The 14,684-nt window shown below is 71.6% G+C and carries 12 protein-coding genes; 5 read left to right on the forward strand and 7 right to left on the reverse strand.

Features of this window, described 5'->3' with window-relative positions; all coding sequences use genetic code 11:
• Nucleotides 1–10: 10 nt before the first annotated feature.
• From EFL26_RS07880 to EFL26_RS07890, 3 genes are read right to left on the reverse strand one after another with little or no spacing between them, the layout of a single operon-like run.
• On the reverse strand, nucleotides 11–706 hold the full coding sequence (locus EFL26_RS07880) for an LppX_LprAFG lipoprotein (protein ID WP_123222317.1): 696 nt from the start codon (nucleotides 704–706) through the stop codon (nucleotides 11–13).
• A 34-nt stretch (nucleotides 707–740) separates the two neighbouring features.
• Entirely contained in the window at nucleotides 741–2,519 is a 1,779-nt protein-coding gene (locus tag EFL26_RS07885) for an MFS transporter (protein WP_123222452.1), read from the reverse strand.
• A 31-nt stretch (nucleotides 2,520–2,550) separates the two neighbouring features.
• Nucleotides 2,551–5,043, reverse strand: a complete 2,493-nt coding sequence (locus EFL26_RS07890) for a DNA gyrase/topoisomerase IV subunit A (RefSeq protein WP_123222318.1) — start codon at nucleotides 5,041–5,043, stop codon at nucleotides 2,551–2,553.
• A gap of 149 nt (nucleotides 5,044–5,192) precedes the next feature.
• On the opposite strand from EFL26_RS07890, the gene EFL26_RS07895 reads away from it, so the two are divergent.
• Genes EFL26_RS07895 through EFL26_RS07910 form a run of 4 tightly spaced genes read left to right on the forward strand, consistent with a single transcriptional unit; the run spans nucleotide 5,193 to nucleotide 10,344 of the window.
• Entirely contained in the window at nucleotides 5,193–5,804 is a 612-nt protein-coding gene (locus tag EFL26_RS07895; protein WP_123222319.1) for a dihydrofolate reductase family protein, read from the forward strand.
• Between the two features lie 48 nt (nucleotides 5,805–5,852).
• A complete protein-coding gene (locus tag EFL26_RS07900; RefSeq protein ID WP_123222320.1) occupies nucleotides 5,853–8,564 on the forward strand; it encodes a bifunctional acetate--CoA ligase family protein/GNAT family N-acetyltransferase in 2,712 nt (903 codons plus the stop codon).
• Between the two features lie 42 nt (nucleotides 8,565–8,606).
• Nucleotides 8,607–9,194 carry a DUF5998 family protein gene (locus EFL26_RS07905; protein ID WP_123222321.1) on the forward strand — a complete coding sequence of 196 codons (588 nt, stop codon included), beginning with the start codon at nucleotides 8,607–8,609 and terminating at the stop codon, nucleotides 9,192–9,194.
• Nucleotides 9,195–9,204: 10 nt separating this feature from the next.
• Nucleotides 9,205–10,344, forward strand: a complete 1,140-nt coding sequence (locus EFL26_RS07910) for an alkaline phosphatase family protein (protein WP_123222322.1) — start codon at nucleotides 9,205–9,207, stop codon at nucleotides 10,342–10,344.
• Nucleotides 10,345–10,485: 141 nt separating this feature from the next.
• On the opposite strand, the gene EFL26_RS07915 is transcribed toward EFL26_RS07910, so the two are convergent.
• The gene (locus EFL26_RS07915; protein WP_123222323.1) at nucleotides 10,486–11,139 is read right to left on the reverse strand and encodes a thymidine kinase; all 654 of its coding nucleotides are present in this window, start codon (nucleotides 11,137–11,139) and stop codon (nucleotides 10,486–10,488) included.
• A 16-nt stretch (nucleotides 11,140–11,155) separates the two neighbouring features.
• Between EFL26_RS07915 and EFL26_RS07920 the strand changes: the two genes are divergently transcribed.
• Nucleotides 11,156–11,971, forward strand: coding sequence for a sulfurtransferase (locus EFL26_RS07920; protein ID WP_123222324.1), 816 nt, complete (start codon nucleotides 11,156–11,158; stop codon nucleotides 11,969–11,971).
• Nucleotides 11,972–11,978: 7 nt separating this feature from the next.
• Here the strand turns inward: EFL26_RS07920 and EFL26_RS07925 are convergent, their stop codons facing one another.
• The 3 genes from EFL26_RS07925 to EFL26_RS07935 form a co-directional block, all read right to left on the reverse strand.
• On the reverse strand, nucleotides 11,979–12,191 hold the full coding sequence (locus EFL26_RS07925; RefSeq protein ID WP_123222325.1) for a hypothetical protein: 213 nt from the start codon (nucleotides 12,189–12,191) through the stop codon (nucleotides 11,979–11,981).
• Between the two features lie 8 nt (nucleotides 12,192–12,199).
• Complete coding sequence (locus EFL26_RS07930) at nucleotides 12,200–12,385, reverse strand: hypothetical protein (RefSeq protein ID WP_123222326.1); 186 nt, start codon at nucleotides 12,383–12,385, stop codon at nucleotides 12,200–12,202.
• 74 nt (nucleotides 12,386–12,459) lie between these two features.
• Complete coding sequence (locus tag EFL26_RS07935) at nucleotides 12,460–14,475, reverse strand: SDR family oxidoreductase (RefSeq protein WP_123222327.1); 2,016 nt, start codon at nucleotides 14,473–14,475, stop codon at nucleotides 12,460–12,462.
• Nucleotides 14,476–14,684: the final 209 nt, after the last annotated feature.

The raw sequence follows: 14,684 nt of genomic DNA on the forward strand, positions 1-14,684 counted from the left end.
CAGTGGCGCGTCACGGTGCGGAGATCTTCACGTTCTTGTCGTAGTCGGTGAACGTCACGTCGTAGGTCACGTCGCCGTCGTGGGCGAAGAACCCGCCGACGATCCGCAGCGTGCTGATCCGACCGTCCTGGTCGATGCCGACCGTGGTCGCGTAGCTGCGGGCCTTGTCCGCGCTGGGGATGATCGGCTGGACGAGGTCGCCGGTGAGCGTACCGGTGTAGGTGGTCAGCACCTGGTCGCCGTCCCTCTTCTGGCCGGACTTCTTCGCGCCCTGGAGCCGCAGCAGCAGGCCGGAGATCCCCTTGGACGGGTCGGCGAAGTCCGCGGGGTCGGGCGAGCCGTACTCGCTGGGATCGATCGCGACGTACTTCGGCGTGAGCGGGAGCTTCGCGAAGACCTTGCCGCCGATCGACACCACCGGGACCTCGGCGTTGAAGCCGCCGAGGACCACCGTCACCTTGCCCTCGAAGGCGGGCTGGTGGGTGAGTGTGCCGTCCGCGCCGAGCACGGCGTCGCCCTTGGTCGGCTTGTCCTGGGTGGCGAGCTGGAGGTGCACGCTCTTGGCCTTGTCGAACTTCTGCTTCGCCAGCGCGAGCACCTGGTGCGTGCTCTTCCCCTTGGTCGCAGCGGTCGAGCCACCACCGCAGCCGGTGAGAGCGAGCAACACGGTGAGCACGACCGACAGGGCGGCGGTACGACGGATCATGGCGCTCAGCCTCCCATGCCCGGTCCTGGTCGGGTCAGCCGATCCCGCCCTCGAAGGCGTGTGTCTCGACCTCGCGCGTGTCGGCGGTGCGGAAGACCACCAGAGCTGCGAGGCCGGCGACGACGCAGCAGACGGCCGCCCCGAGGAAGATGGTGTGCAGCTCGACCAGCCCGTTGACCCGCAGCAGGTGCGCGAACTCCTCGCACCGGCTCCGGCCGCCCGGGCACACGTCCTGCGGTGCGGGGAGATCGGCCTGCTTGCGGTAGTAGACGCGCAGTCCGATCGTGGTCAGCGCGCTGATCCCGACGAGCTTGCCGACCGTCCGCGCCACGATGAGGAGGGCGCTGGCGACCCCGTGGACGTCGCCGTGGGTGGAGGAGAGGAGGGCGGCGTTGACCGGGGGGATGGCGAGCCCGATGCCGGTGCCGGCCATCAGCAGCGGGACCGTCGCCCACGGGTTGTGCAGCGTGTCGAGGCCCCACCGGGTCATCAGCAGGAAGCCGCCGCACGACAGGGCCATGCCGGCGGCTGCGACGACACCGGCGGGTGCGTGGTGGGTCCACCAGCCGCCGAGGAGGGCGCCGATCGGGAGCCCGACGAGGAACCGGACCAGCACGAGCGCGGCCAGCAGCTGGGACTCGCCGTAGATCGTGATCCGGGCGAAGATCGGCACGTCGACGAGGGCAGCGATGAGCGCGCTGCCGGCGAAGAAGCTGACCAGCATCGCGCCCCAGGCCGGGGTGGACCGCAGGGTCCCGGCCGGCACGAGCGGGTTGTCGACCGCGGCGTTGCGGCGCCAGAACGCGTACGCCGCGACGGCGCTGCCGAGCAGCAGCCACGGCCCGGCCGGCGAGAACAGCTGCACCGCGGGGTCGGCCGTCGCGAAGGCCACGATGACCCCGGCGAGCGCCAGGGCGAGCAGCGCGGCACCGAGCACGTCGACCCGGCGGAGCAGTCGACGCCATCCCCGCAGGTCGAGCAGCGGCGCGCTCGCGCTGAGGCAGCGCAGCACGAGGAGCATGGCCAGGAGAAGGGCCGCCACTGCCAGCGGAGACAGCCAGCGGCTGCTGCCGACCAGGGGGAGCAGGAGGGTGCCGAACGTGACGTCCTGCGCGATCCAGCCGGGCTGCAGCATGACCAGCAGCACGCAGGCGAGTGCCAGCACCGCCAGCAGCGCACCCCACCAGTCGACCTGTCGCCGCTCGATGCCCAGCGTGCGGGCGTCGCGGCCGCGCCGGCGGATGACGGCGGCCAGGACCAGACCGACGGCGAGGTTGATCCAGAAGATGTCGCGCCAGGTGCCGACCGCGAGCACGACGGCGCCGTACAACGGGCCGACGACGTTGCCGAACTCCTGGACGCCGTTGACGATGCCGAGCGGGATGCCCCGGCGCCGCGGTGGGTAGAGGTCGGCGACGAGTGCGAGCGTCGCCGGCACCAGGCCGCCGCCGCCGATGCCCTGCAGCACCCGGCCGGCGACCATCGAGCCGAGGTCGTACGCCGAGGCGGTGACCATCGAGCCGACAGCGAAGACCACCAGCGAGCCGACCAGCACGGGCAGCCGGCCCCGCAGGTCGGCGATCCGGCCGACCAGCGGCAGCACGCCGACGTAGCCGAGCAGGAAGCCGGAGATGATCGGCGCGCCTTCCTGCAGCTGCTCGGCGGACAGCCCCGAGGCCGCCATCATCTCCGGCAGGGCGAGCACCACGACGTAGGTGTCCGCCGCGGCGAAGGCGACCGCGACCGCGGCGAGGCCGAGCAGCAGCCGCCCGACGGGGTCGAGCTGCGCGCCGGTCTCCCCGGTCGTGCTCACCAGTCGCTCGCGGGTCGCGTCACCGGTTGCCTCACGGGGCGGCGACACCCTCGGCCGCGAGCACCGTGGCGACCGGGGGAGCGCACCCGACGACCGGCTGGCTGCCGGGAACGCCGGACCCGTCGCGGCGTCCGTGCGCCTCCGGGAGGTCGACCGGCGCCCCGCTCGCGGCGGCCGCCAGCGCCGGCGCGGGTCCGGCCCACGCGAAGACGAGGGTGTCCTCGCCCTTGAGGAACCGGTGGCACCGGACCCCGCCGGTGGCGCGCCCCTTGCCGGGGTACTCGGCGAACGGGGTCACCTTGACCGAGCCCGCCTCGGTGCCGGGGAGCGCGCTGCTGGAGCCGGAGATCGTCACCACCACGGCGTCGTCGTCGTGCGTCGGGGTCAGGGCACCGAACCAGGTCGCCCGAGCACCGGCAGCGAGCTTGATGCCGGCGATGCCCCCGCCCCCGCGGCCCTGCGGGCGCACGTGGGTGGCGCCGAAGTGGAGCAGCTGGGCGTCGTCGGTGATGAAGCAGAGCGTCTCCTCGCCGGTGGTCAGCTCGACCGCCCCCACGACCGAGTCACCGTCCCTGAGCGCGATCACCTCCCACTCGTCGCGGTTGGAGAGGTACTCGGGGTTGACCCGCTTCACCACTCCCTGCGCGGTGCCGAGCGCCAGGCCGGACGACTGGCCGTCCTTCGCAGGAGCGAAGGTGGTCAGTGCAAGGACCCGCTCGCCGGGGTCGAGGGTGAGGAACTCCCCGACCGGCGCTCCGCCCTGGAGGTTGGGCTGGTTCGCGGTGGACGGCAGCGTCGGCAGGTCGAGCACGCCCAGCTTCCGGACCCGGCCCGCCGAGGTCACCACCCCCACCTCACCACGTGCGGTGGCGCGCACGGCCGACACGATCACGTCGTGGCGGGTGCGGCCGCCGCCGGTGCCGGGAGCCTCGGCGTCGGTGGTCCGGGCGAGGAGCCCGCTCGAGGAGAGGTAGACGAAGCAGGGGTCGTCGGCCACCTCGAGCGGCGTCGCGGTCGCGGTCGCCACCCCCGAGGACTCGAGCAGCACGGTCCGCCGCGGGGTGCCGTACGTCTTGGCCACCTCGGCCAGCTCGTCGGAGACCACCTTCCGCAGCCGCGACTCGTCGCCGAGGATCTCGTCGAGCCCGGCGATCGTGGCGAGCAGGTCCTCACGCTCCTTGTCCAGCTCGATCTTGGAGAACCTGGTGAGCCGACGCAGCGGCATGTCGAGGATGTAGTTGGCCTGGATCTCGCTGAGGTCGAAGACCGACATCAGCCGCTCGCGCGCCTGCTCGGCGTTGTCGCTGCTGCGGATCAGCTGGATCACCTCGTCGATGTCGAGGATCGCCAGCAGGAGACCCTCGACGAGGTGCAGCCGGTCGGCGGCCTTGCCGCGTCGGTACGCCGAGCGCCGCCGGACCACGTCGAACCGGTGGTCGAGGAAGACCTGGAGCATCTCCTTCAACCCGAGCGTGCGCGGCTGGCCGTCGACGAGGGCCACCGCGTTGATCCCGAAGGAGTCCTCCATCGGCGTGCTGCGGTAGAGCTGCTCGAGGAGCGCCTCGGGGTTGAAGCCGTTCTTGACCTCGATGACCAGGCGCAGGCCGTGGTGCCGGTCGGTGAGCTCGACGACGTCGGAGATGCCCTGCAGCTTCTTGGTCTGCACGAGCTTCTTGATCGCCTCCTTGACCCGCTCGGTGCCCACGCCGTACGGGAGCTCGGTCACGACGATGCCCTTGCGTCGCGGCGTCACCGACTCGATCCGCGCCGTGGCGCGCATCTTGAACGAACCGCGTCCGGTCTCGTAGGCGTCGCGGACGCCCTCGAGGCCGATGATCTTGCCGCCCGTGGGGAGATCCGGTCCCGGGATGAACCGCATCAGCGCGTCGAGGTCGGCCTTGGGGTGGGTGATCAGGTGGCGGAGGGCCTGGACGACCTCGACGAGGTTGTGCGGAGCTATGTTGGTCGCCATGCCGACCGCGATGCCGCTGGCGCCGTTGACCACCAGGTGGGGGATCGCCGCAGGGAGGACCGAGGGCTCGACCTCCCGGCCGTCGTAGTTGGGCCGGAAGTCGACGGTGTCCTCGTCGAGCGTCGCGGTCATCGCGACGGCCGCCGGGGCCATCCGGCACTCGGTGTACCGCATCGCGGCGGGCGGGTCGTCGGGCGAACCGAAGTTGCCGTGCCCGTCGACGGTGGGCACCAGCATCGCCCACGGCTGGGCCATGCGAACCAGGGCGTCGTAGATCGCGGTGTCGCCGTGCGGGTGGAACCGGCCCATGGTCTCGCCGACCACGCGCGAGGACTTCACGTGCCCGCGGTCGGGACGAAGGCCCATGTCGTACATCGAGTAGAGGATCCGGCGCTGCACCGGCTTGAGGCCGTCGCGCGCGTCGGGCAGGGCGCGGGAGTAGATGACGGAGTAGGCGTACTCGAGGTAGCTGGTCCGCATCTCGTCGCCGACGTCGATGTCGACGATGTGTTCCTCGAAGTCGTCGGGGGGTGCGGGGGTGCGGCGGGCCATGGGCGCATTGTTCCAAGCCGGGCCGACGATCGAGGGGCGGGGCACGCCGCCGGGGCTGTGCGCTTCGTCAACCTGTCGGTTGACAGGGTCCCGCACTTGTGAGCACGATTGTTCAACCATCTGGTTGACTACCGATCCCGGGAGGACCCATGGCCACCGTCGTCACCCACGCCGTCGTCTCGCTCGACGGGTTCATCGCCCGGCCCGACGACTCCGTCGGGCCGCTCTTCGACTGGTACGAGAACGGCGACACCGTGCTCGTCGGTGGCCAGGGCCAGTGGACCTTCCACGTCTCCCGGACCTCGGCGGAGTACTGCCAGCCGTGGTGGGACGCCTGCGGCGCGATCGTGATGGGGCGCCGCCTCTTCGACCTGACCAACGGCTGGAACGGCGTCCCGTCGGTCGGCGACCGGGTCTTCGTGCTGACGCACGAGGCACCGACCGACTGGGTGCCGAGTGACAGCCTCAGCGCCGAAGACGCGCCGTTCACCTTCGTGACGACCGGCGTCGAGGACGTGATCGCCCGGGCCTGCGACCTCGCCGGCGACCGTGTCGTCGCGGTGTGCGCGGGCGACGTCGCCGGCCAGGCGGTCGCGGCGGGCCTCGTCGACGAGATCGCGATGGACATCGCGCCGGTGCTGCTCGGGGAGGGCAAGCGCTACTTCGGCGAGGCAGTGGTCCCCGAGACCCTTCTCGAGGACCCCGACGTGGTGATCCGGGGCGACCGCGTGCTCCACCTGCGTCACCGCGTGCGCCGCTGATGCGGTTCCGACATCTGGGCGTCACCTGGAACCGGTAGATTTCCAGGCGTGACCGCAGCGGACCCGACGCACCCCACGGCACGGGAGTACCCCGAGCACTGGGAGGCCGACGTCGTGCTGCGTGATGGCCGCACCGGGCACGTGCGGCCGATCACCCCGGAGGACGCCGAGGGACTCGTCGCCTTCTACGCCGAGGTCTCCGACCAGTCGAAGTACTTCCGCTTCTTCGCCCCGATGCCGCAGCTGTCGGAGAAGGACGTACGCCGGTTCACCCACGTCGACCACCACGACCGGGTCGCGTTCGTGCTCACCGTCGCGGAGAAGATCCTGGCGATCGCCAGCTACGAGCTGATCAAGCCCGGTGAGGCCGAGGTCGCCTTCCTCGTGCAGGACGCCCACCAGGGCCGGGGCATCGGCCAGCTGCTGCTCGAGCACCTCGCGCAGGCGGCCCGCGAGCGCGGGGTGCACCGGTTCGTCGCCGAGGTGCTGCCCGACAACCAGCGCATGCTCCAGGTCTTCCACGAGGCCGGCTACGAGGTCACCGGTGGGTGGGGCGAGGGCACCATGCACCTCGAGTTCAACATCGACCCGACCGACACCGCGCTCGGCGTGATGGCTGCCCGCGAGCACCGGGCCGAGGCGGCGTCGATCGACGCCTTCCTCAGTGCCAAGAGCGTCGCGGTGATCGGCGCCTCGCGGCGCTCCGACACGATCGGCGCCGCGCTGGTGCGCAACCTCGTGCTCGGCGACTACGCCGGACGGGTGTACGTCGTGAACCCTGCCGCCGACGCGGTGGCCGGCATGCCGTCGTACGCGAGGGTCGGCGACATCCCAGGCGACGTCGACGTCGCGATCGTCGCGGTGCCCGCGGAGGCCGTCCAGGACGTCGTCCTCGACTGCGCCGCCAAGGGCGTGCACGGGCTGATCGTGATCTCCTCGGGCTTCGCCGAGACCGGTGAGGAGGGCCGCCAGCGGCAGCGTCGGCTCGTCGGGCTCGCCCGCTCCTACGGGCTGCGGCTGATCGGCCCCAACGCGCTCGGCGTGATCAACACCGCGGTGGACATCTCGCTCAACGCGTCGCTCTCGCCGATCATGCCGCCGCGCGGCCGCGCCGGGTTCTTCTGCCAGTCCGGCGCGCTGGGGTCCGCGATCCTCGAGAAGGTCCGCAACCGCGGGCTCGGCCTCTCGACGTTCGTCAGCGCGGGCAACCGTGCCGACGTGTCCGGCAACGACCTCCTGCAGTACTGGGAGGAGGACGAGACCACCGAGGTCGTGCTGCTCTACCTCGAGTCGATCGGAAACCCGCGCAAGTTCTCGCGGATCGCCCGCCGGGTGTCACGCAGCAAGCCGGTGATCGCGGTCCGCTCCGGGCGTACGACGCAGGGCGTGCCCATGGGCCACGCCGTGCGCTCGATCGAGGCGCCTCCGGCCGCGGTGGACGCGATGTTCCGGCAGGCCGGGGTGATCCAGGTCGACACCCTCGACGAGATGTTCGACGTCGCCCAGCTGCTGGCGCACCAGCCGCTCCCGGCGGGCGCCCGGGTCGCGGTCGTGGGCAACTCCGACGCGCTCGGCCTGCTGGCCGCCGACGCCGCCGCCGCGAGCGGCCTGGGCGTCACCCGATCGATCGCGCTGGGCGCCGAGGCCACCGCGGACGACTTCGAGGACGCGCTCGACGCGGTCATCGACGACCCGGACGTCGACGGCGTGGTGGCGATCTACATCCCGCCGCTCAACGCCGGTGGCGCCGAGGTGGCCAACGCCCTTGCGGCCGTCGCCGAGCAGTCCGACAAGCCGATGGTCTCCAGCTTCCTCGGTCGCGAGGGCGTGCCCGAGCTGCTGCGGGTGCCCGACCTCGCCGGCAGCACGGCGGGCCGCGGCTCGGTGCCGTCGTACCCCGCGGTCGAGCAGGCCGTGCGGGCCCTCGCTCGCGTCGTCGAGTACGCCGCGTGGCTCGATCGCCAGCCCGACGAGGAGGAGGTGCTGAGCCGCATCGACCACGACTCGGCGACCAAGATGCTGGTCGGGCTCCTGATCGAGGCGCCGGACGGTCGTGACCTCAGCTACGCGGAGTGCCAGGAGCTCCTCGGTCACTACGGCATCGACCTGTGGGACCGGATCCCGGTGACGACCGCCGAGGAGGCCGTCGCGGCCGCCGAGCAGCTCGGCTGGGACGTCGTCCTCAAGGCCACCGCCGAGCCGCTCCGGCAGCGGCCCGACCTGGCCCACGTGTGGCGCAACATCGAGGACGCCGACGAGATGCGGCACGCCTATCACCAGCTGACCGGGATCATCACCTCGGTCGAGGACGCCGGGTTCGTGGTGCAGAAGACCGCGCCGCCCGGCGTACCCGTGCGGATCGAGGGACTCGAGGACCCGCTCTTCGGACCGGCCGTGTCCTTCTCCATCTCCGGCGCGATCACCGAGCTGGTCGGCGACCAGGCGTACCTGATCCCGCCGATCACCGGCCTCGACGCGTTCGAGGCGGTGCGCTCGATCAAGGCGGCTCCGCTGCTCTTCGGCCACCGGGGCAGCGAGGCCGTCGACGTCGCCTCCGTGGAGGACCTGTTCCGGCGGGTGGCGGCCCTCAAGCACGACCTGCAGCAGGTGTGCGCGATCGACCTCAGCCTCGTGCACGCGACGGCGCAGGGGGTCAAGGTGCTCGACGCCGAGATCCGGGTCGCCCCGGTCATCGACCCCCGCTCGGACTGGTTCACGCGCCGGCTCAACGTGCACCCGGGTGACACGCTTCCCGGGTGATCCGCTCTCGGGCCACCGAAGTCGCGTGACAGACTGGCGCTCATGCACGTGACCTCCGAGGACCAGGCCGCCGAGCTCGGTGCCGCGATCGAGCAGACGGGGTACTACCCGGCCGTCGTCCGCGCCGGCGTCGAGTCCGCCGTGGCCGGCGAGCGCGTGGTGTCCTTCCTGGTGCACCACGAGCCGACCATCGACCGCGACGAGGTGCGCCGCCACATCTCCGTGGTCGTGCTCACCCCGACGCGCCTGATCCTGTGCCACACCGACGAGCACGCCCCCGACGACCTGCTGCCGCAGCCCTACACGTCCACCTCGACCGAGGCGATCAAGCTCGACCAGGTCCGCTCGGTGGTGGTGAACCGGATGGTGGCCAACCCCGCGGAGATCACCAGCACGCCGGTCCCCGCGCCTGCGGAGGCGGTGCTCACGATCGGCTGGGGCGGGATCGACCGGATCGACCTCGAGCCGGCCACGTGCTCCGACCCGGACTGCGAGGCCGACCACGGCTACACCGGCGTGGTCGCCTCCGACGACTTCTCCCTGCGGGTGAGCTCGGCAGCCGACGGTCAGGCGGCCGTCGACCGGCTGCTCGCCTTCGCGGAGACGCTCTCCGCGAGCACCCAGGTCTGAGCCCCGCCTGATGAGCACCCTCCCCGGCATCGCCACGAGCGAGCCCTTCGTCGAGCCCGGGTACGGCGGCCGCTCGCTCGGCGACGTCCTGCCCGCGGTCGCGCGAGCACTCGGCGTCGACGTCGGCTTCCACGACACCACGCTGGTCCTTCCTCCGGCGCGGCGCTACGTGGTCTTCCTCGTCGACGGGCTGGGCCACCAGCTGCTGGCAGCACACCAGGAGCACGCGCCGTACCTGCACGCCCTGCTCGCCGAGCCGGGGATGGCGGGGGTGCCGTCGACGACCGCGACCAGCATCACCTCGCTCGGCACGTCGCTCACTCCCGGCCAGCACGGCCTGGTCGGCTACACCTCCCGCATTCCCGGCACCGACCGCCTGCTGAACGCGCTGATGTGGGACAAGCAGGTCGACCCCTTCGAGTGGCAGCCCCACGACAGCGGGTTCGCACGGCTCCGTGCGGCCGGCGTGCAGGCCACCGTGGTGAGCAAGCGGGAGTTCGTCGACACGGGCCTGACCCTGTGCGGCTTCCGTGGGTCGGAGTTCGTCGGCGGCGACAAGGTCGGGGAGCGGATCGCCGGGGTGGTCGCGGCCTCGGTCGAGGAGCCGAGCATCACCTACGTCTACGACGGCGACCTCGACTGGACCGGCCACCGCTACGGCGTCGACTCACCGCAGTGGCGCGCCCAGCTCGCCGCGATCGACGCCAGCGTGGAGCAGCTGCGCGAGGCGCTCGACCCGGGTGTGCGGATCGTGCTCGTGGCCGACCACGGCATGATCGACAGCGCTCCCGAGTCCCGCATCGACGTCGACACCAACCTCGAGCTCCGCGAGGGCGTGCGGCTGCTGGGGGGAGAGGCGCGGTTCCGCCACCTGTACTGCGCGAGCGGCGCCGTCGACGACGTGCTGGCCACCTGGCGCGAGCGCCTCGGCGACCGCGCCGACGTGCTCAGCCGCGACGAGGCCATCGAGCGTGGCTGGTTCGGACCGGTCGTGCCCCAGGTGCGCCCGCGTCTCGGCGACGTCGTCGTCGCTTCCCGTGGTGATCACGCGGTGGTGAGCACGGCAGACTTCCCGTACGAGAACCTCCTGGTCGGACTGCACGGCTCGCTGACCGCCGCGGAGATGCAGATCCCGATCCTGACCTTCTGACCGCTCTGTCGAGTTGGGGGTTCGTACCCGTCGAGTTCGGGGTTGGTGCCGCCCGTGACTCGAGTCAACGGAACGAACCGCCGACTCAACGGGGACGAACTCCCCACTCAACGGGAACGAACTGCCCACTCAACGGGTGGGTCAGGTGAAGGGGAGCGGCTCGCTGACCATCGAGACCGCGCGGGCGCGGGCGGCGGTCATGCGGCGGCGGTGGTGCTGGCGGCAGAGCACCTCGTAGGCGACCTCCGCGGGTTCGTGGAGCGCGTCCTCGACGTCGCCGACCACGATCACCTCGCCCTCGGTGACCATCTCGCCGTTCTCGGTGCGGGCGTTGTGGGTGGCCCGCTTGCCGCACCAGCAGAGGGCTTCGACCTGGAGCACCTGCGTGCGGTCGGCGAGCTCGACGAGCCGGCGTGAGCCGGGGAAGAGCTCCGTGCGGAAGTCGCTGAGGATGCCGAACGCGAACACGTCGATCTGCAGCTCGTCGACGATCCGGGCGAGCTGGTCGATCTGCTCGGCCCGGTAGAACTGGGCCTCGTCGCAGATCAGGTAGTCGATGCGCGCGCCGTGAGTGAGTGCGTCGACGACGTACCGCCAGAAGTCGAAGTCGTCGGTCACCTCGACCGCGGCGTGCTCGAGCCCGAGCCGGGAGGACAGGGTCGCCTCGCCGGCGCGGTCGTGGGTGGTGAAGATCCGGCCGACCCTGCCGCGCGCCGCGTGGTTGTGGTTGGTCTGCAGCGCGAGCGTGCTCTTCCCGGAGTCCATGGTGCCCGTGAAGAATTGGAGTTCAGCCATCGGGCAGGATCATGCCATGCGTGACCCCTTGATCTCGGCCGCCGAGCTCGCTCGCCTCCTTCCCGACGTCACCGTGCTCGACGTGCGCTACCGGATGGGCGGTCCGGGTGGCCCCGAGGAGTACACCGCCGGGCACGTGCCCGGCGCGGCGTACGTCGACCTGGACACCACTCTGGCCGACCCGCCCGGCCCGCGGGGGCGGCATCCCCTGCCCGACGTCGCGGTCTTCGAGGCGGCGATGCGACGCGCCGGGGTCAGCGGCGACCGGCCGGTCGTGGTCTACGACGACTGGGAGGGCCGGGCCGCGGCCCGGTGCTGGTGGCTGCTGCGCCACCACGGCCATCCCGACGTGCGCGTGCTCGACGGTGGCTTGGCTGCCTGGACCCGGGCGGACGGCCCGGTCGAGACGGGAACCGTGGAGACGACGGCGGGCTCGTTCACGGCCGATCCCGGCCACCTTTCGGTGGTCGACGCCGACGGCGTGCTCGCCCTCGCCGCGACCGGCACCCTGGTCGACGCGCGCAACCCCGAGCGCTACCGCGGTGAGGTGGAGCCGGTCGACCCGGTCGCCGGACGGATCCCCGGCGCGGTCAACGTGCCGACCGGTCGCAACGTCGGCTCGGAGGGCACCTTCCGCACCGCTGACCAGCTCCGGGACCTCTACGGCGGGGTCGTCCGCGACGGCGGCCCCGTCGCGGCGTACTGCGGATCCGGTGTCACCGCGGCGCACGACATCCTCGCGATGGCGGTCGCCGGGATCGACTCCGCGTTGTACCCCGGGTCGTGGAGCGAGTGGGTCGCCGACCCGAGCCGCCCGGTCGAGACCGGCTGAGCGACGGCTACCGCCCGCCGGGGTTGTTCGGGAACGTGTTGTTGCCCGGTCTCAGGTCGTGCTGCAGCCGTGTCTGGTCGAGCTGCTGCGCCTGGGTCGGCGTGAGCGTGGAGCCCGGCCCGCGTCCTCGCAGCGGGGACCGGCCCGACGACCACCAGACCAGCGCGACGAGCGCGGCCGCCGCAGCGGCGCCAAGGACGACCCAGGCCCACGTGTCCACCCGGCCGCCTAGCCGATCGATCCGGGGACGTTGCTCTTCCGGATCTCGAAGACGTCGATGCTCTCGCGCTGCTCCGGCGTCAGCGAGCTCTCCGGTCCGTGGCCACGCAGGGACGCTCGTCCGGAGGACCACCACGCCAGGGCGAGGATGACGGCGACGACGCCGGCGACGGTGAGCCAGGCCCAGGTGTCCATGTGCGGCTCCTCCCGGATGTGCCGAGGCTACGCCGCGACGGGCGCGGCGTAGCCGGAATTGCCCGAGCCGGCTGTCACCAGTGCACGCCCTTGAGAACGCGGGCGAGCATCTGCTGCTCGTTCTCCCGCGCCGCGGGCGTGGGCGCGTCGCCGCGCGCAGCGGCGGAGTCCGGGAAGACCTGGTAGGCCAGGTGCAGGATCCGGAACGCCGCCTTGGGCGCGAGCGTGTGGGCGAGCGCACCCAGGTTGCCGGTGAGGGTGTTGATCTCGTGCGGCTTGTCGACCAGGGCCGTGACCACCTTGGCCGCGGCCTGGGCCGGGCTGATCGTGGGGAACCGGTCGTACATCTTGGTCGGCGCGATCATCGGCGTGCGGACCAGCGGCATGTGGATGCTGGTGAAGGAGACGCCATCGCCGACGAGCTCGCTGGAGACGACGTTGCTCCACGCGTCGAGCGCGGCCTTGGACGCGACGTACGCGCTGAACCGCGGCGGGTTGGTGAGCACGCCGATCGAGGAGATGTTCACGATGTGCCCGGACTTCTGCTCCCGCATCTTCGGCAGCAGGCCCATCACGAGCCGGATCGCGCCGAAGTAGTTCAGCTGCATGGTGCGCTCGAAGTCGTGGAACCGGTCCTCGCTGAGCTTCAGCGACCGCCGGATCGAGCGACCGGCGTTGTTCACGACGGAGTCGATCCGCTCGAAGTCGCCGGAAAGCTGCTCGGTGAGCGCGTCGATCGCCTGCAGGTCGGAGAGGTCGCAGCCGTAGGCGTAGGCCTTGCCGCCCTGGCTCTCGATGAGGGCCTTGGTCGCCTCGAGCTTGTCCTTGCCGCGCGCGATGAGGATCGGCACCGCGCCGGCCTTCGCGACCTGCACCGCGGTGACCAGGCCGATGCCGGACGACGCGCCGGTGATCACGACGGTCTTGCCCTTGAGCGCCGCGACGGCGGCCTTGTCGTGGGTGATCGAGTCGTCGAGCATGTCCTCCCAGTACGACCACAGCGTCGCGGCGTACGACTCGAGGTCGGGCACGGCGATGCCGGAGCCGGCGAGCGCCTTCTGGGTGGAGGCCGAGGCGTAGACGGTCGGGAACGAGATGTGCTCGAGCACCTCGGGCGGGATGCCGAACCGGCCGAGCGTCTGGTCCAGGGCGAGGTGGGCCGGAGGGGTGCGCAGCACGGCGCCGAGCAGTGCGCCCGGGCGCAGCTGGCGGGGGAGGAGAGCGGTGGGCAGCCGGTTGGTGACGCTCCGGTCGATCGGTACGGCGAACTGCGGCGCCTTCGCGGCGGCCGCGAAGGTGTTCACCAGCTCGACGGTGTTCTGCGGCTCGGGGTTGACCAGGTGGAACGCCTCGCCGTCGCGGCCGGGCAGGTGGGCGAGGTGGTCCATCGCCTTCGCGACGTAGTCCACCGGGACGACGTTGGTGTCGCCCAGGTCGATCCCGACGAGGGGCAGCCAGGACGGGAGCGTGTCGCGCATCCGCTTGAACAGCGGGAAGAAGTAGTAGGGCCCGTCGATCTTGTCCATCGCCCCGGTCTCGGAGTGGCCGACGACCACGGCGGGGCGGTAGACCCGCCACGGGACCGGCGACTCCTCGCGGACGATCTTCTCCGACTCGAACTTCGTGCGGTGGTACGCCGACGGCAGCCGCTGGCCCTCGTCGAACATCGACTCGTCGAACAGCCCGTGGTAGTCGCCCGACGCGGCGACCGAGGACACCTGGTGGAAGATCCCGGCCTTGAGGTCGCCGGCCAGCGACAGGGCCGCGCGGGTGCCGCCCACGTTCAGCGTCTCGTTCAGCTCCTCGCTCGCGGTCATGTCGTAGATCGCGGCGAGGTGGAAGAAGTGGTCGATCGTTCCGCGGTGCTCCTCGATCCAGGAGGGATCGACGCCGAGCCGGTCCGCGCGCAGGTCGCCGACCACCGGCACCAGGCGCGCGCTGCCGCCCCACTGCTGGGTGATCAGGGCGTCCAGGCGGGCCCGGGAGCCCTCCCGGCAGAGCAGGTGGATCTCGCCCTCGCGGTTGTCGAGGAGCTCCTGGACCAGGTAGCGGCCGATGAAGCCGGTGGCGCCGGTGACGAAGTAGGACATCGCGTCCCTTCCCGCTGGTGCTGAGTGTGCCGGGTACGAGTGAGCCCGGTTCGGGTGCACGGTGTGAGCCGGCTCACGGTGTGCCCATTCAACTCGCAACGCAGCACGGCGTCACGCGGTGGTCCTGACTTCTCGCGGACCGGATGTTACTGAGGAGTAGGTGTCTGCGTCCAACCGGACGACGAGCCGGTCCGGTCCGGTCGTCGACC

It is taken from the genome of Nocardioides pocheonensis (assembly GCF_003725535.1).
Classification (GTDB): Bacteria; Actinomycetota; Actinomycetes; order Propionibacteriales; family Nocardioidaceae; genus Marmoricola; species Marmoricola pocheonensis.